This window comes from Bacillus sp. NMCC4 (assembly GCF_002998555.1).
Taxonomy (GTDB): Bacteria; Bacillota; Bacilli; order Bacillales; family Bacillaceae; genus Bacillus.
The window spans coordinates 222,799-238,948 of the sequence record NZ_PVRA01000001.1; the positions used below are offsets into that span (position 1 = coordinate 222,799).

Consider the following 16,150-nt stretch of genomic DNA (forward strand, 5'->3'; position numbering starts at 1 on the left):
ATATAATTGAAATTGAGAATCATTATCAAAAGAAAGTGAATAGGAGAGAATCTTTGTGAAAAAACGATCGGGATTTCTTTTGATTTTCTTAGCCATTCTTATGCTTTTTACAGCTGCTTGCGGCAGCACTTCAAATAAAAAATCTGGCGCCAACCAGAATGACACAATCACCTATCAGGATGTCAAAGGTGAGGTCAAACTCCCTAAAGATCCGAAACGAATTGTGCTTCTGGCAGAAAGCTACTACGGAGACCTCGTGACACTTGGCAAGACGCCAATTGCTGCAACTGCACCCATCTTTAAAAACCCTTTCTATAAGGGAAAAACGGATGGTGTCAAAAACCTTGGAACAACCCCTTCTGTCGAAAAGGTAGCGGCTTTGAAGCCAGATATGATTATCGCTTGGGGAGAAGACGAGAAATTTGATCAATACAAAAAAATTGCTCCAACCGTTGCAATTAAATACAATCAATATTCCTTTAAAGATCAGCTAAAAGAATTCGGTAAAATGACAGGTACACCGAAAAAAGCAGCAGAATGGATCACAAAATGGGATACAAAAATAGCTGAGGTAAAGCCTAAAGTAACAAAAGCGGTCGGCAGCAAAACCGTTTCAATCGTGTCGCCTTTTGATAAAGGTATTTATATCTTTGGAAACACCTTTGCGCGCGGAGGCGAAATTATTTATGACGAGCTGAAATTACGTGCGCCAAAGGCAGTTAAAAAAGACGCTATCGACAGCGGTGTCGGCTATGCAAATATTTCCCTTGAAAAGCTGCCAGAATACGCAGGCGACTATATTTTCACTAGTCCATGGAGTGGTTCAAAAAGTAAAGGAGACCAAGTGTATGAAAGCAGCATTTGGACATCACTGCCTGCTGTACAAAATAAACACGTATTTGAAATCGATCCTGTCGGGTACTTCTTTAATGACCCAGTGTCACTAGAAGGACAGCTTGAGTTTATTGTGGACCGATTAACATCCGCATCATAAAAAAAACGTTTCTCCATTTCTGGAGAAACGTTAACCTTATTCTGTTCCTTTGGCGAATCCTTTTGACATGAATGGATAAAGCAAAATACCTACTAAGAACAGACCGATCCCAAGTCCAAATGTTTTCAAATCAGCTGTGCCTGAAATAATGACCCAAGCGGAATACCCCATCGCAACAAGCGCAATGATTCCGTCTCTTGTTCGCTTCCCTTTTTGAAGATCATACGTGTCACCTTGCATGATGACCTTAAAGCTATAGATCGAAGATACAATATACGGAATGAGATACGCAAGTGTCGCTGATGTCGTTAAAAAGGTAAAAGCTTCATTAATCGTACGGGACATCACTGAGAAAATAAACAGTTGTGACATGATATTTGTAACTGTCAAAGCAAAAACAGGACTGCCTTTTTTGTTTGTTTTTGCAAATACTGCTGGGAAATCGCCAGCCTTTGCTGCTTGATACGGTACTTCTGAACCAAGTAAGATCCAGCCAAGCATCGAGCCAAATAAACAAATGATCGCAAGCAGTGCCATGACTATTCCGCCAGCCGGTCCAATAATGAGCTGAAGCACGTCAACGAATGGTTTATCTGAGCCTTGCAACTGATCATGCGGCAGGACGCCCATTGTAATCAATGTAATAATCATGTAGATGGAAAGTGCGATTAAAAGACCTGTAATCGTTGCACGTTTCACATCGCGCTGCGAGGATGCTCTCCCTGATAAAATCACAGCTGATTCGATGCCAATAAATGCCCATAGTGTGGAAATGGCCGCATGATGAATTTGGCCTCCAAGTCCGAGCACTCCTTCGCCTTCTGCTGCAACTGGGAAGTAATAATGTTCAAATAATGCCGTTTGGAATGCAAATAATCCCGCAACAATAAAAAGGACGAATCCAAGTACCTTTGAAAAGGTCGTAATAAAGTTTAATTTACTTGCAGCACTTAAGCTTGTAATCAAGATCGTATGTGTGCCCCAAAGAAGAATGGTACATACAATAAACGTTGTCAGCTGACCAAGTGTGATCGCTTCTTTTCCAAAGGTGAAAATCTCCGTCTTCACGGTGAGAATAGGGAAAAATGTCGTTAAATAACCGGCAAGACTCGTAATAATTGCGACATTACTAATCCAGCTTGCCACCCAATATCCCCAAACCATTGTAAAACCGGCCGCTTTCCCTTTTTTCGGATCGTTAAAAAGCGCTCTTGCATAACTTTGTGGTCCAGCCGTCAGCTGCGGCTTATGAATGGACAAATGCCCAAAAACAAGTGCAATCATCAGCACACCGCCACCTGTAACAAGCCATGCCATCGTCACACCTAAAGGACTGGCATGCTGGGCAAGTGTACTTGGCAGCATAAAGATGCCTGACCCTACCATATTTCCGACGACAAAAGCCGTCAATAACCAAAAACCCCATTTTTTTGTCTGTTCCATTTCCGTACCTCCGTTATATTCACTTCGGACCAGACCCGGCAGTATCTTCATTGATATATTCGTGAAGCAATGACTTGTATTCTTTATGTTCATCATGGGTCACTTTCTTAACAGCATACCCTTATCTTAGATACTCAGAACATAAAAAAAAGCCTGAACAACAGTCCATGCTTTTCAAAACATACACCTTGATCTCCGGATAGCCCTCCACGCTTCAAAGACGTGGCAGTCCTGCATTTATTCAATGCAGACCCAGCATAAAGAAAGTTGGAGCTCTCTCTACACTTCGGCGCTGATGCCTTTTTTCTCATGATCTTCGATTCCATCTCTCCCATGAGTGACTCATCATCCGCGCAACCTCTACCTCACTGAGACATAGCGTGAGGATTTCTATTCATTTTTACTACACGAAGGTTATCAAACATTCTCACATCTGTCAAAGGGAAAAACATAGAAAAAAGGCAGAGAATCATTTCTCTGCCTATTACCTGCTTATTGATCGTTGTTTTTCTTCTTTTGTACAGCTTCCTGAAGCGGATCGCCTGCTAGCTCTTTGCTTGCTTCTTCTAACAGCTGATCAACCTGCTTGTGGTCTTGCTCGCTTTTCGCCTTTTTATCCTTTTGGAAAAATGACATCGCTGTTTCCTCCCTTTTCATAAAATGCGGTTGCCTGTTTAATTTGTGCTACAGTGCGCCTCATTATACAAGGTGGAAAGGCTCAATCATCATGGAAGGTCTGTCTCATTTTTTGCAAATACGTCAAAAAGGTCTTTAAGTCTTCCTTTGTGAAGTCTGACATCATATGCTGAATCACCTTTCCGAAAAGACGTGTATGCTTTTCATAAATCGCTACCCCTTTTTCCGTAGCTTCTAACCGGACTAGCGTGGGGTCGTCTTTGTCACGTTCTCTCTGAATATAGCCCTGCTCACATAATTTATTGAGTGCAATGGAGGCTGCACCTGGGTTTAAGGAGAGTCTTTGTTTCAGCTCTTCGGCATGTGATACTTTGCCTTGTATCAAAATAGAAAGAGCATATATCTGCGGTGGCGTGATGTCTTTTTCTAACTCAAGTAACTTGCGGTTTAATTTACGGCTGACTTCATAATGTACGAGAACAATTTCTTTTAAAATGTCTGCATTACTCATCCGAATCGCATCCTTATCGTTAGTATCAACATGACTTCCCCCTTATTATAGAATGTTTTTCCAATCAGCCAACCCTTTTGTCCTCTTTTTCTTTAGAAATAAGCCTTGCTGAATGAATTCACCCTTGATATAGTGAGTACTTGAACAAAAGATAGAACAGGAGTACGCATCATGACAGGAAAAACACACATTATGGGCGGAATCGCCGCCTCAACGGCCGTCGCCTACTACTACGGACTCGACCCAGTCATCATGGCTGCAGCTGGATCAGCAGGTGCTCTGATCCCCGATCTTTGCCATACAAAAAGTAAAATCGGCAGAAAATTTCCGCTGCTCTCGACACTAATCAGCAGCGTGTTCGGTCATCGCACGTTTACACACAGTTTATTATTTCTGCTGATCATTTATTTTCTCGCGACAACATACATTCCAAATGACAGCTTAAGTACCGGTTTACTCGTTGGAATGGCGAGCCACCTTATCCTTGATGCTGGAACAGTGAACGGCATTAAATTTTTATTTCCAGCTTCCATTAAAGTGCGTCTCCCCTTCTATGTCAAAACAGGCAGCACAGGAGAACAAGTCGTACTAGCTGCTCTCACCGTCGTCACCTGCTATTACATCGCCGTCATCTGCGGCATATCCATCCCAATCCAGTTCTAACAGAATAAAAAAAGAGTTTTGCGAAAAAGACAGGATATGAATTGATCATTCCTCATTTTTTTAGTAGGTTTAAGATAAGTGTTTTTGCCTTGCAGCTGAATACAGAATGGTGAGGAGATACATAAATGAAAGCGTTTTTCAAAAATCACTGGTTTTTAGTGTATTCCATCCTTTTCATGTGGATGAAAACATACATCATTTATCAATTCGGATTTCACATACGAACGGCCAATCTGTTTCATGAATGGCTGCTTTTGATCAATCCACTTAGCTTTTTGCTCCCTTTGTTTGGGATTGCTCTTTTTTTAAATGAAACCAACCAAAAGGTTTTTTTATTGACCGCAAATTTTATTCTAACGGCGATTCTCATCTCGAATACGATCTTTTATGGTTTTTATATTGATTTCATTACCATTCCCGTGTTATTCCAAGCGAAAAACATGGGAGATATGGGCAGCAGTATGACGGAATTATTCCACCCGCTCTTTGTGCTGATGCTCATTGATTTTGTGGTACTGGCATGGCTGCTCAAGCGCAAACCATTAGCCCCAAAAGCGTCATTCAAGACGATCAAAACGTATTATGCGGTCTGCTGCAGCTTCTTATTGTTTCATGTCAGCTCAGCTATGATGGATCACCCTCGATTTCTGACAAGCTCTTATGATCGTGAAGTCATTGTCAGAAACCTCGGGCTTTTCCAATTTCATCTGTATGACGGTGCTGCCCAAACGGCACGCATTGGACAAAAGGCCTTTGCAGATGAAGATACGCTTTCTACTGTAGCAAACTACACAAAGGCTGATTACAGCGCACCAAACGAAGAGTATTTTGGACTTGCTAAAGGCAAGAACGTTGTGTTCATTTCACTTGAATCGACGCAGCAATTTGTCATGAATCAAAAGGTGAATGGACAATCCATCACTCCCTTTTTAAATCAACTGGCTAAAAAGAGTTTTTATTTTGATGAATTTTATCAGCAGACAGAGCAGGGGAAAACGTCGGATTCAGAGTTTATTGTCGCTAATTCCCTCTACCCTTCTAGCAGCGGCGCTGTCTTTTTCACAGCGAGTGACAACGAATATGACACGTTATACAAGCAGTTGAAAAAGGAAAACTATCAATCCGTCCAATTTCATGCGAATAATAAAACGTTTTGGAATCGTGATGTGATGTATGAATCGCTTGGAATTGATCGTTTTTATGATGTCGATTCATATCATGTCAATGAACGGAATTCAACTGGCTGGGGCTTAAAAGATATCGACTTCTTTGATCAATCCATTGATCATTTAAAAAAGTTGAAGCAGCCTTATTACAGCACATTCATTACACTGACCAATCATTTTCCATTTGAAATTGACCCGAAGGATCAGTTTATTGATGAATATGATTCGTCCAGTACCATTTTAAACCGCTATGTGACGACCGTCCGCTATCAAGATGAAGCGGTTAAAATGTTTTTTGACCGTATGAAAGAAGAAGGATTGTATAACAATACGATGTTTGTCCTCATGGGTGACCACTATGGCATCTCAGAGGCACATCATGAGGCAATGGCACAGCTGCTCAATAAAGAGGAAATCACGCCGTTTGATGCGGTCAAACTGCAGCGGGTACCCTTTTTGATTTACATTCCAGGTGTCACGGATCAAGCACCGCAGACCATTTCTGAAACAGCTGGTCAAATGGACGTAAAGCCGACACTTCTTCACTTACTTGGGATTGAAACGAAGGATGCCATTCAATTCGGCAATGATTTATTTTCAAATGAACGTACGCCTTTCGCTGTACTGAGAAACGGGAACTTTATTACAGATGATTATCTCTATACAAAGAACACCTGCTATGATCAAAAAACAAAAGAACCTGTTGAACAGGATGAGGTGTGTCAGCCTTATATCGAAAAAGCCAATAAAGAGCTTTCCTTATCAGACAAAGTGATCAATGGGAATTTGCTGCGTTTTTATCAGAAGTAAACAGGATAAAACGATCCCTTTTATCTTCACGCTGAAAGTCGCCATTTGGCGGCTTTTTCTTTTCTCTTTTTACTGAAAGCCTATGAATGCTCAAATAAGTTTGCTTATAATAAAGGGAAACACATGATATTGAATGATAAGAGGTGTGAACATGAAGTATACATTCTTAGCCTTCATCTCCATATGTTTGCTCCTGAGTGGATGCCAAACAGAGATGATGCCATCTAATTCGAATAAAAAAACAGAGCTTGTGATTTCAGCAGCAGCAAGTCTTCAGGATGCACTAAAGGAAATTGAAGCCTCCTTTCACAAGCAACATCCGAATGTGTCATTAACGAATAACTTCGGGTCATCCGGCGCATTGAAGCAGCAAATCGCTCAAGGAGCAAAAGCGGATCTTTTTTTCTCAGCAGCTGAGGAGCCCTTCGATGAACTTGTTCAATCTGGAGACATTGATCAAGATTATATCAAGAACGCTATACAAAACGAGCTAGTCCTTATTGTGCCAAAAGATGGCTCTTCCTCTATTAAAAGCTTTCAAGACGTCCGGCACGTAAAAGGAAAGATTGCTCTTGGCACACCTGAATCGGTTCCTGCTGGTACATATGGCAAAGAGATCTTCACACAACTGAACATATGGGACCAAGTGAAAAAGAATGCTGTCTACGGCAAGGATGTGCGGCAAGTCCTAAGCTACGTCGAAACAGGAAATGTAGAAGCAGGTGTTGTGTATAAAACAGACGCCCTCGTTTCCAAAAAAGTAAAGATTGCAGCTGAGGCAAATCCGGACATGCACTCCCCGATTATGTATCCAGTAGGGATTGTAAAAGGGACAGAACATCTAACGGAAGCCAAGGTCTTTTTTCAATTTCTTCAATCTGATAAAGCCAAATCCATTTTTAAGAAATACGGCTTTCAAGTGTCGTAATGGCTATGCTGACTGAAGAATTTCTATCACCCATTTGGCTGTCCATTCAAGTGGCCATCGTCAGCGGACTGTTGGCCACTGTTTTTGGCACAACGGTCGGCTTTTGGATGACGCGAACAACTTTTAAAGGGAAAATGATTGTGGAAACGTTCCTGATGATGCCGCTCGTTCTCCCACCAACAGTCGTTGGCTTTTTATTGCTCGTCGTATTCGGAAAACATAGTGTAATAGGGAGCGCGATTGAATGGATCTTCCATCAGCCGGTCATTTTCACATGGTGGGCGGCGGTCATTGCTTCGACAGTCGTGGCATTTCCGCTCATGTATCAATCAGCAAAGGCGGGCTTTTCTACAATTGAGTCAGATATTGAAGGGGCTGCAAAAGTTGATGGTGCTCATTCATTCCAAGTCTTTGCCTATATTACGGTACCTCTTGCCCTGCCTTCCCTGCTGTCTGGCAGCGTCCTCAGCTTTGCGAGAGCCCTAGGAGAATTCGGAGCGACCTTAATGTTTGCCGGCAACATCCCAGGAAAAACTCAAACACTCCCAACCGCTATCTATGTGGCGATTGACTCTGGACGAATGGAACTTGCTTGGGCCTGGACGATTTGTATTGTGATCTTATCTTTTATTATGCTTTTGGCTGTGCGCAGAAGCAGTACATAAAAAATCCCCTTTCTCATATGAGAAAGAGGATTTTTTTCATTTATTCAAACCCAACCGTCATCGTCTCTGGATTCGAGCCGACGCGCTCGTTATTGTTTAACGCATCGATTTTTTCCATGTCTTCTTTGGATAGTTCGAAATCAAAAATATCTGCATTTTGTTTAATGCGTTCTTCGTTGATTGATTTAGGAATCGTCACGACGCCGCTTTGCAGATCCCAGCGCAAGATGACTTGCGCAACAGATTTGTTGTAGCGTGCAGCAATGTCCTTCAATACGTCATGATCTAATAGCTTTCCTTGCATCAGCGGAGACCACGCTTCAATTTGAATGCCTTTTTCTTTTGCGTATTGACGCAGTTCGACAAGTGTCAGTTTCGGATGAAATTCAACTTGGTTCACGGCTGGAACAACCTCAGCATCTTTTAACAGCTCTTCTAAATGCTGAATGTAGAAGTTGCTGACGCCAATGGCTCTCACTTTCCCATCCTTGTAAAGCGTCTCAAGCGCACGCCATGTGTCTTTAAATGTATCTGCATTTGGGCCAGGCCAATGAATCAAATAGAGGTCTAAGTAATCAAGACCTAATCGATTCAAGCTTGCGTCAAACGCAGCCAGCGCTTTGTCATAGCCTTGATCCGTGTTCCATACTTTAGACGTAATGAACAAGTCTTCTCGTTTCACGCCAGATTCTTTAATCGCTTTGCCTACGCCTGTCTCATTTTTATAAACGGCAGCCGTATCAATACTGCGGTATCCGTTTCGTATGGCTGCTTTTACGGCATCTACCACTTGATTGCCGTCCTCCACTTTGAATACACCTAAACCAAACCAAGGCATTTCCACTCCGTTATTCAGTGTTACGGTATCATTCAAGCTTTTGACCATTTTAACAACCACCTTTTTCATAGATTCCATCTTTTTCATTATCTCACGTTGTCCATTAAAACTCTATTATCAGGCGTTTTTCTTCGCTTCGATGGCTAACAGCAAAGCACCTGTCATGCCGGCCTTGTCCTCAAGTCCAGGAGAGACAATGTATGTATCAAGCGGCGGCAGGTCTACATAATCATTGAGATAAGCAGCAAGCTTCTCTCGAATCAGTGGAAACAGCTGCTTTTGCTTCATGACACCCCCGCCCATCATGATGCGCTCTGGGCTTAAAATGAGCGAGTACTGCATCAGCGCCTGAGCCAAATAATCAGCTTCAAGTGCCCAAACTGATTCTTCCTCCGTGAGCTCTTTGGCAGATTTCCCCCACCTTTTCTCAATCGCTGGGCCAGCTGCCAGTCCTTCTAAACACGTCCCATGCGCTGGGCAGACTCCTTCAAACGGGTCTGATTCATGCTGCCTGACAAGGATGTGCCCCATCTCTGGGTGCGAATGACCGTGAAGAAGTTCGTTTTTTACAACAGCGCCAGCACCGATACCCGTACCGACCGTGATATACATACAGCTTTTCAGCCCTTTGGCTGCTCCTTTTGTTAATTCACCTAAGGCTGCCGCATTAACATCTGTTGTAAAGGATACTGGGACCCGTAATTGCTTCTCTAGTTCTGGAATGAACGGGTAATGCTTCCACTCTACTTTCGGCGTGTTCATGATATAACCGTAAGAAGGATCGTCTTTTTGAACACAGATTGGTCCAAAGGAGCCGACCCCTAATGCTTCAATGTCATGCTGCTCGAAAAATGGAATGAGCTTTTGTAATGTTTTTTCTGGGTGCTCTGTTGGAATCGTCATTTCCTCGAGAATGTCCCCATGCTCATTGCCGATTGCACAACAAAACTTTGTACCGCCAGCTTCAATTGCTCCATAATACGCCATCATTGATCTCCCCCTGCTTGTTCTCTTTCTTCATCATAAAACATAGGGGAGAAGATCACAACATTACGTATTAGTCAGGAGAACAGCTTCCATGTCATTGATATACTCCCTTAAATGATGGGCAATGTCACGATTGATTTCACCATCTTCATACAGAGTTTGAATTTCATTTCGTATTGTCTGTACAGCTTGGAAGTTAAGCTCTTTTTTCTTCCGGTCAAATGAACGGTCTTTTTGCTGAAAGAAGCTTGGACCGTGTTCACATCGATAAATGACTTGGTTGTAAAAACCAATCACTTGATGACACGTTTGTTTATTTTCATCGGTCATATGCTGTTTGATCGAGTCCACAGCAGCCTCAGCCGTTTTCTTACGGATTTGTTTGTACGAGCCCTCGTTTTCTAAAATGCCGCTGGAAACGTGCTGATTCGGCCGCCATAATTGGAGCCATTGAAGCAAGCGCAGAAACTTCACTTTTGAAAAACGGATTTTGAAGGAGTTTGAATACAGCATTTCTAGCTCATGAAATCTTTCTTGCAGCTCATAGGCTTCTTCTTTATCGATTTTCTCTTCCTCAATGAGCTGTTGCAGCTTCATCTGCTCAGCTTTGATTCCGTGCAGCCTGATCTTTCTCTCTTGTTTTCTCATCCCGAATTGATACGGTTCACGCTGGATATTGCGCAGCTTCATTCGGTAATCATTGATGAGTGCAAGAGACACTTCCCTATTGTCTTCATTCATTCCTTCTCTTAAGGTTTTAATGGCACTTCTTAGCAGCTTCCGTTTCGCATGCTGAATCTTTGTATCCAAATCCACAGCGATTTGCTTGTCTTTTTTCTCAGATAAAAGAGGCAGTAACACACTAGCTAAAATGAGTGTACATAAGATGACGCCTGCTGCGAGGAAAATAATCAAATGCCGTTCAGGAAACGGTGATCCGTCCGCAAGTGTAAATGGGATGGAGAAGGCACCGGCTAATGTCACAGCCCCACGAACACCAGAGAATGTCATGAGCATCGAGGCGCGAAGCTTCGGTTTTTTCACATTTTGCTTTTTCGTTGCACTCCAATTCCCTGCCCAGAACAGCCATACCCATAAGAACCTCAGGATCATAAGACACAGCGTGATGATTAAGATGTAACTGATGACCTGCATATTATTAAAGGCTTCATCCTGGAAAATGACCGTCGATACATCAGGAATCTGCAATCCAAGGATAACGAAAACAAGTCCGTTTAAAATAAATAAAATAATATTCCATGTGTTTGATGAAGCAATTTGCAGTTTGGCTAAATTTGCTTCCATTCGATCCTGCTCAATGGCATGTGTCACACCACCCGCTACAACCGCTAAAATTCCGGACACACCGATTTCTTCCGCTGCTAAATAGATCACAAATGGTGTAAGGATTTGCAGGATGATGTGCATCGTGACATCGTCCATTCCTAACCGGCGGAGGAAATAGCGGAAACGAATGATAAAAAAGGATAGAATAAATCCAGTCAATAGACCGCCTGCGGCAATCAGGACAAAGCTAAAGGATGCCTCAGCAATCGAAAAAGCGCCAGTCACCGTTGCAGCAATAGCAAATTTAAAAGCGACAAGTCCTGATGCATCGTTCATCAATCCCTCGCCTTCCAGCAGTCTCATGATGCCCTTTGGCATGTTCACACGGCTGGAAAGAGCACTTACTGCTACCACATCTGTCGGTGATAAAATCGCTGCAAGCGCAAATGCGGCTGGAAGCGGAATGCTTGGGATCATCCAATGGATGGTATATCCTGCTACAATGACTGTCGCAAATACTAACCCTAGGGCTAACAGAAGAATCGGCGCTCTTAATTTCCACAGCTCGTCCCTTGGGGTACGCTTCCCGTCATTAAATAACAGCGGCGCAATGAATAAAACGAAGAATAGTTCGGGATTTAAAGAAATATGTAAACCTGAAGGAAAAGCCGCCACCAATATTCCTAAGCCCACTTGAATTAACGGGACTGGAATAAAGGGGACAAAACGATTGATAATATTAGATGATGCGATGAGTGCTAGTAATACGAGCACTGCCAAAAAAATCTCCACTAGTACGTGTCCCTCCTATTTTAATTTTTTCGTCAAGTTTTGCTTACATGCAAAGATGTGTTCATTCCATGTTGATTCATCCGTCCGATCATAGGTGCTTCTTTAGTATTCCGCAAAATGTGAAACCAACACATAACAATCCATCTAGGCAAAAAAAGCTGAATCCAGATATTCAGCCAGCTGACAAAATTTTCATCCCATGTATTGTTCCAATGATGAACAAAAAGACCCTGCTTTTATTTTACACGAAAACTCCATTACCTGCTGACATCCAGCTCGTATCAAACACAAAAAAAAGAGCGAAACCGCTCTTTTCTCGTTTTACCCTTTATTTAGAAAATAAGACCTAGCGGGAAGCCGCCATTTGAATAGGTAGGAACAAACCCTGCATACGACAAGGATGAGAAACAGCAAATACAAAGCAATCTCTCCTTGTGCTAAACCGAGTCCTACGAGTAAGCCGCCAAGTGCTGCCCAAACTGCGTAAATCTCCGCTTTTAGCACAAGCGGCTTTCGCCCTGCCAATAAATCACGCACAATTCCGCCTCCGCTTCCAGTCAAAATGGCTGCCACAATGACCGCACTGAGCGGAAGCTCTCTTTGCACAGCAAATAATGCACCTTGAATCGCAAACGCTGCTAAACCAATCGCATCCGAGAAATTCCCCCATGTGCTCCAGTGCTTGAGCAAAAGCTTTGGAAAAAGAAACACAATCGTAATGGATACAAGAGCAATGGTAAACATTTTGCCCTGTGACCATAAAGCAGACACCGGAAGACCGATTAATAGATTTCGAATCGCTCCACCGCCAAATGCTGTCACAATCCCTAAAATGTACACACCAAGAATATCGTACTCTTCCTCCATTGCTACTATCGCACCACTAATGGCGAATGCGATAATACCAATGATACTTAAGACTTCCCATGCCATTTTCCGCTTATCTCCTTACATGATCTGATCATCTAACACTACTCCCTTAATGTATATCTGACATAAGCGAAAAGCAATACAAATTTTCTTTAAATTTTATCTTTTTGCAAAAATAAAAAATAGCCCGCTTAAAAGCAGGCTATCTCTCAATCTTCTTTTGCATTTAACAGCAGCATACTGAGGATGATAAGAATAAATGCAATGAGAGCCAATAGTGGAATGGTAATAAAACCAAACCAGTTCAGATAATCAACGGAACAAGGAATGCCGCTTAAGCAAGGACGAATCGACGCAAAGCCCGGGATCTTTTGTTCCATATAATGATAGATGGAAAAGCCAGCACCGATCACAGCCAAAGGCAGTACGTAATACTTCACTTTGACATCGCCCCGGAACGTAGCAATTCCAAGTAAGAGCACGAGCGGGTACATGAAAATGCGCTGAAACCAGCACATATCGCATGGGATAAACTTCTTTATTTCACTTAAATACAGGCTGCTCATCGTCGCAACGATAGAGACAATCCAAGCACTGTATAAGTAAATGAGCTTATTCTTCATGATTTTTTCCCTTTGAGCTCTTGATCAATTAATTCTTTGATTTCATCATAGTCATAAAAGTTTTGAACTTGTTTATTGTTAATCAAAATCGTTGGTGTTGAATTCACTTTATATTTGTTCACAAGCTGATCGTCTGTGTTCAGCTGCGGCTGATACGTTTTCTTTGATAAGTTATCTTTGAGTTTGTCCGTATCAATTTTTGTTGTCTTTTTCGCTAGTTCAGTCAGCTTAGCAGGCGTAACCCATTCTGCTTCACTATCTGGCTGTGCTTGATAGACAGCTTCATGGAATGCCCAGAAGTTTTTTGGATCTTCTTTCCACACTTCTTCAGAAGCTAGTGCTGCTAACACTGCGCCATCTCCATGAACAGGCAGTGGTAAATTAATAAATGAAAAGGATACATCGCCTTTATCTATGTAGTCTGCTTTCAGCTTTGGGAAAATGTCTGTTTCAAATGATTTACATGACGGACATTTGTAGTCCCCAAACTCAACGACTTGCACCGCTGCGTTTTTGTCCCCTATGACAGGCTGTCCTTTAATCGAAGGCTTACTGTCAACTGTTTGTGCTTCTTGGCTGTTCTTGTTCCCAATCACAACAAATAGACCGATGAGAAGAGCTGCGATGATGGTTAAAATGACAGCAAATTTAATGGATGAAGATTGATTATTTTTCTTACTCACATAAGCACCTACCTTATCTTTTTCATTCCTTAAAAAAAAAAGGATAATAGCTTAGAAAAATGCCATTATCCAACTTCTTCTATTTTAACAAGAGGGGGTCGATTATGAAAGATGGTATTCATGAAATTTTCCTTACAATTTTATTTCATGACCCTCATGGCATTTAAAACAGCGAGTACGGTGACACCGACATCCGAGAAGACGGCTTCCCACATGGTCGCAATACCGAATGCACCGAGTAATAGGAAAATGCCTTTGACACCAAGGGCAAATGCGATATTCTGCCATACAATCCTTCTTGTTCGTTTCGCGACAGCGATGGCTTCTGCTACCTTTGATGGCTGGTCCGTCATGATGACGATATCAGCCGCTTCGACAGCTGCATCTGATCCAAGCCCGCCCATTGCAATTCCTATGTCTGCTCTTGCTAATACAGGTGTATCATTAATGCCGTCCCCAACAAATAACAGTTTTTCTTGAGGCGCTTTTTTCTGATCAATTTCTTCTAATTTCGTTACTTTATCCTGCGGCAATAATTCTGCATGTACTTCGTCGATACCAATTTGCTTGGCGACCGCAGTTCCGACTTGCTTAGCATCACCAGTGAGCATGACGGTTTGAATACCAGACGCTTTTAGAGCAGAAACGGCCTCGATTGCATCATCCTTCAATTCATCTGCAATCAAGATCGATCCGGCAAACTCACCGTTAATCGCCATGTACACAACGGTTCCGCTTCTTTTTTCTTTTTCATACGCAATGCCTTCTCGCTCCATCAAGCGATGATTTCCCGCTAAGACATGGGAACCGCTAATGGTCGCTTTAATTCCATGTCCCGCGATATCCTCATATGCTTCAATCTGGCTTTCATCAAGCGGCGAGCTGTATGCCGCTTTAATCGATTCTGCAATAGGGTGTGAGGAATGGGCTTCTGCCAGTGCTGCAAAAGAAAGCAGCTCCTCTTCTGACCACTTGTCACTGGTTGTGACGATATTGGTCACCGTAAAGTTTCCTTTTGTGAGTGTGCCCGTCTTATCAAATACAGCATATCTCACAGAATTCAATGCTTCTAGATAGTTACTGCCTTTCACAAGGATGCCTCGTTTAGAAGCTGCCCCAATTCCCCCGAAAAATCCTAATGGAATGGACACAACAAGAGCACAAGGACAAGAGATCACGAGAAAGACAAGTGCCCGGTACACCCAGTCAGACAATTGTGCCGATGGAATGAAAAGCGGCGGCATAAAGGCAAGCAATAAGGCAAGCAAGACGACAGCCGGTGTATAATATTTTGCAAACTTTGTGATGAAATTTTCTGTCTGTGCTTTTCGGCTGCTCGCATTCTCAACCAAATCTAAAATCTTCGTCACTGCCGATTCACTTAGCTCTTTTTGCACTTCAATTTCAAGTATACCATTTTGATTCACAAATCCTGCAAGAACTTCTTTTCCCGCTTCTACATCCCGCGGCACCGACTCCCCTGTTAATGCAGATGTATCTACGAGCGAGAAGCCTTCAACAACGAGCCCATCCAGCGGAATTTTTTCAGCTGGCTTCACGACAATACGGTCACCGGCTTTTACTTCTTCCGGATTCACTTTTTTCGTTTCATTTCCTACTTTTAGATTCGCGTATTCTGGACGTATATTCATTAATTCACTAATTGATCGTCTTGAACGGTTCACTGCCGCCCCTTGGAAGAGCTCTCCAATTTGGTAAAACAGCATGACAGCAAGCGCTTCTGGATATTGCTGAATGACAAAAGCACCAACCGTTGCAATCGTCATTAAGAAGTTCTCATCAAATACTTGGCCGCGCACGATATTTTTCAGCGCTTTAAAAACCACATCACCGCCGACTAGTAAATATGCTGCGAAGAACATAATGAACTTTAATACACCATCTTCAGGTATAAAGAAAGCTGCTGTTCCAATGACTGCACCGCCAATTAATTTCAGCACAATCGTTTTTAAATTTTTCGTCCCATGATCATGATCGTGATGATGTCCTTCTTCTTTCGGTGATACACTCACATGAGGTTCAATGGACTGAACGGTTTTTTCAATGCGCTTTGACATCGTTTCTTGCTTATCTGCATGCGTAACAGTCAATGTGCCTGTCGCAAAATTAACAGAGCAAGCTTCAACACCATCCATTTTGCTGACACCTGTTTCTATTTTACGTGCACAGTTGCCGCAATCAAGACCGCTTAATACGTATTCATCCTTCATCTTTTTCATGTTCTCACCTTTTT

The 16,150-nt window shown here is 42.5% G+C and carries 15 protein-coding genes and 1 riboswitch; of the genes, 5 read left to right on the forward strand and 10 right to left on the reverse strand.

The genetic code is table 11. The features are described 5' to 3' along the window. Positions 1-55: 55 nt before the first annotated feature. Positions 56-994: an iron-hydroxamate ABC transporter substrate-binding protein gene (locus tag C6Y02_RS01235; protein WP_106030492.1), complete on the forward strand. Its 939-nt coding sequence runs from the start codon at positions 56-58 to the stop codon at positions 992-994. Between the two features lie 36 nt (positions 995-1,030). Here C6Y02_RS01235 and C6Y02_RS01240 read toward each other — a convergent pair whose 3' ends face one another. The 3 genes from C6Y02_RS01240 to C6Y02_RS01255 form a co-directional block, all read right to left on the reverse strand. Then, complete coding sequence (locus C6Y02_RS01240; protein ID WP_060597291.1) at positions 1,031-2,437, reverse strand: amino acid permease; 1,407 nt, start codon at positions 2,435-2,437, stop codon at positions 1,031-1,033. Positions 2,438-2,629: 192 nt separating this feature from the next. Beyond that, positions 2,630-2,808: riboswitch (Lysine riboswitch) on the reverse strand. A gap of 121 nt (positions 2,809-2,929) precedes the next feature. Beyond that, positions 2,930-3,073, reverse strand: coding sequence for a small acid-soluble spore protein SspJ (sspJ, locus tag C6Y02_RS01250; RefSeq protein WP_034659969.1), 144 nt, complete (start codon positions 3,071-3,073; stop codon positions 2,930-2,932). 82 nt (positions 3,074-3,155) lie between these two features. After that, positions 3,156-3,584 carry a MarR family winged helix-turn-helix transcriptional regulator gene (locus C6Y02_RS01255; RefSeq protein ID WP_034659971.1) on the reverse strand — a complete coding sequence of 143 codons (429 nt, stop codon included), beginning with the start codon at positions 3,582-3,584 and terminating at the stop codon, positions 3,156-3,158. Positions 3,585-3,755: 171 nt separating this feature from the next. Here C6Y02_RS01255 and C6Y02_RS01260 point away from each other — a divergent pair, with 171 nt between their 5' ends. From C6Y02_RS01260 to modB, 4 genes are all read left to right on the forward strand, one after another. Next, the gene (locus C6Y02_RS01260; protein ID WP_060597293.1) at positions 3,756-4,247 is read left to right on the forward strand and encodes a metal-dependent hydrolase; all 492 of its coding nucleotides are present in this window, start codon (positions 3,756-3,758) and stop codon (positions 4,245-4,247) included. A gap of 125 nt (positions 4,248-4,372) precedes the next feature. Then, on the forward strand, positions 4,373-6,223 hold the full coding sequence (locus tag C6Y02_RS01265; RefSeq protein ID WP_066030417.1) for an LTA synthase family protein: 1,851 nt from the start codon (positions 4,373-4,375) through the stop codon (positions 6,221-6,223). 151 nt (positions 6,224-6,374) lie between these two features. After that, positions 6,375-7,151: a molybdate ABC transporter substrate-binding protein gene (gene modA, locus C6Y02_RS01270; protein ID WP_106030493.1), complete on the forward strand. Its 777-nt coding sequence runs from the start codon at positions 6,375-6,377 to the stop codon at positions 7,149-7,151. Then, the gene (gene modB, locus C6Y02_RS01275; protein ID WP_106030494.1) at positions 7,151-7,816 is read left to right on the forward strand and encodes a molybdate ABC transporter permease subunit; all 666 of its coding nucleotides are present in this window, start codon (positions 7,151-7,153) and stop codon (positions 7,814-7,816) included. Before modA ends, modB begins: the two co-directional genes overlap by 1 nt. A 40-nt stretch (positions 7,817-7,856) precedes the next feature. On the opposite strand, the gene C6Y02_RS01280 is transcribed toward modB, so the two are convergent. From C6Y02_RS01280 to C6Y02_RS01315, 7 genes are all read right to left on the reverse strand, one after another. Further along, on the reverse strand, positions 7,857-8,702 hold the full coding sequence (locus tag C6Y02_RS01280) for an aldo/keto reductase (RefSeq protein WP_034659979.1): 846 nt from the start codon (positions 8,700-8,702) through the stop codon (positions 7,857-7,859). Positions 8,703-8,771: 69 nt separating this feature from the next. Then, positions 8,772-9,641 (reverse strand): ROK family protein, encoded by an 870-nt coding sequence (locus C6Y02_RS01285; protein WP_060597712.1) that lies wholly within the window; start codon positions 9,639-9,641, stop codon positions 8,772-8,774. Between the two features lie 63 nt (positions 9,642-9,704). Further along, positions 9,705-11,720, reverse strand: a complete 2,016-nt coding sequence (locus C6Y02_RS01290) for a Na+/H+ antiporter (protein WP_034659982.1) — start codon at positions 11,718-11,720, stop codon at positions 9,705-9,707. A 321-nt stretch (positions 11,721-12,041) separates the two neighbouring features. After that, entirely contained in the window at positions 12,042-12,653 is a 612-nt protein-coding gene (locus C6Y02_RS01300) for a trimeric intracellular cation channel family protein (RefSeq protein WP_003212961.1), read from the reverse strand. A 146-nt stretch (positions 12,654-12,799) separates the two neighbouring features. Then, positions 12,800-13,213, reverse strand: coding sequence for a disulfide oxidoreductase (locus C6Y02_RS01305; protein ID WP_060597297.1), 414 nt, complete (start codon positions 13,211-13,213; stop codon positions 12,800-12,802). Then, positions 13,210-13,896, reverse strand: a complete 687-nt coding sequence (locus tag C6Y02_RS01310; RefSeq protein ID WP_060597713.1) for a DsbA family protein — start codon at positions 13,894-13,896, stop codon at positions 13,210-13,212. Before C6Y02_RS01310 ends, C6Y02_RS01305 begins: the two co-directional genes overlap by 4 nt. 140 nt (positions 13,897-14,036) lie before the next feature. Continuing rightward, positions 14,037-16,136, reverse strand: coding sequence for a heavy metal translocating P-type ATPase (locus C6Y02_RS01315; protein ID WP_106030727.1), 2,100 nt, complete (start codon positions 16,134-16,136; stop codon positions 14,037-14,039). Positions 16,137-16,150 lie beyond the last annotated feature (14 nt).

What these genes read in the sequence shown, in the direction of transcription:
- C6Y02_RS01305 (WP_060597297.1), bottom strand. Translation starts at nt 13,213, where the DNA reads ATGAAGAATAAGCTCATTTACTTATACAGTGCTTGGATTGTCTCTATC.
- modB (WP_106030494.1), top strand. Translation starts at nt 7,151, where the DNA reads ATGGCTATGCTGACTGAAGAATTTCTATCACCCATTTGGCTGTCCATT.
- C6Y02_RS01315 (WP_106030727.1), bottom strand. Translation starts at nt 16,136, where the DNA reads ATGAAAAAGATGAAGGATGAATACGTATTAAGCGGTCTTGATTGCGGC.
- C6Y02_RS01240 (WP_060597291.1), bottom strand. Translation starts at nt 2,437, where the DNA reads ATGGAACAGACAAAAAAATGGGGTTTTTGGTTATTGACGGCTTTTGTC.
- modA (WP_106030493.1), top strand. Translation starts at nt 6,375, where the DNA reads ATGAAGTATACATTCTTAGCCTTCATCTCCATATGTTTGCTCCTGAGT.
- C6Y02_RS01285 (WP_060597712.1), bottom strand. Translation starts at nt 9,641, where the DNA reads ATGGCGTATTATGGAGCAATTGAAGCTGGCGGTACAAAGTTTTGTTGT.
- C6Y02_RS01265 (WP_066030417.1), top strand. Translation starts at nt 4,373, where the DNA reads ATGAAAGCGTTTTTCAAAAATCACTGGTTTTTAGTGTATTCCATCCTT.
- C6Y02_RS01280 (WP_034659979.1), bottom strand. Translation starts at nt 8,702, where the DNA reads ATGGTCAAAAGCTTGAATGATACCGTAACACTGAATAACGGAGTGGAA.
- C6Y02_RS01300 (WP_003212961.1), bottom strand. Translation starts at nt 12,653, where the DNA reads ATGGCATGGGAAGTCTTAAGTATCATTGGTATTATCGCATTCGCCATT.
- sspJ (WP_034659969.1), bottom strand. Translation starts at nt 3,073, where the DNA reads ATGTCATTTTTCCAAAAGGATAAAAAGGCGAAAAGCGAGCAAGACCAC.
- C6Y02_RS01255 (WP_034659971.1), bottom strand. Translation starts at nt 3,584, where the DNA reads ATGAGTAATGCAGACATTTTAAAAGAAATTGTTCTCGTACATTATGAA.
- C6Y02_RS01260 (WP_060597293.1), top strand. Translation starts at nt 3,756, where the DNA reads ATGACAGGAAAAACACACATTATGGGCGGAATCGCCGCCTCAACGGCC.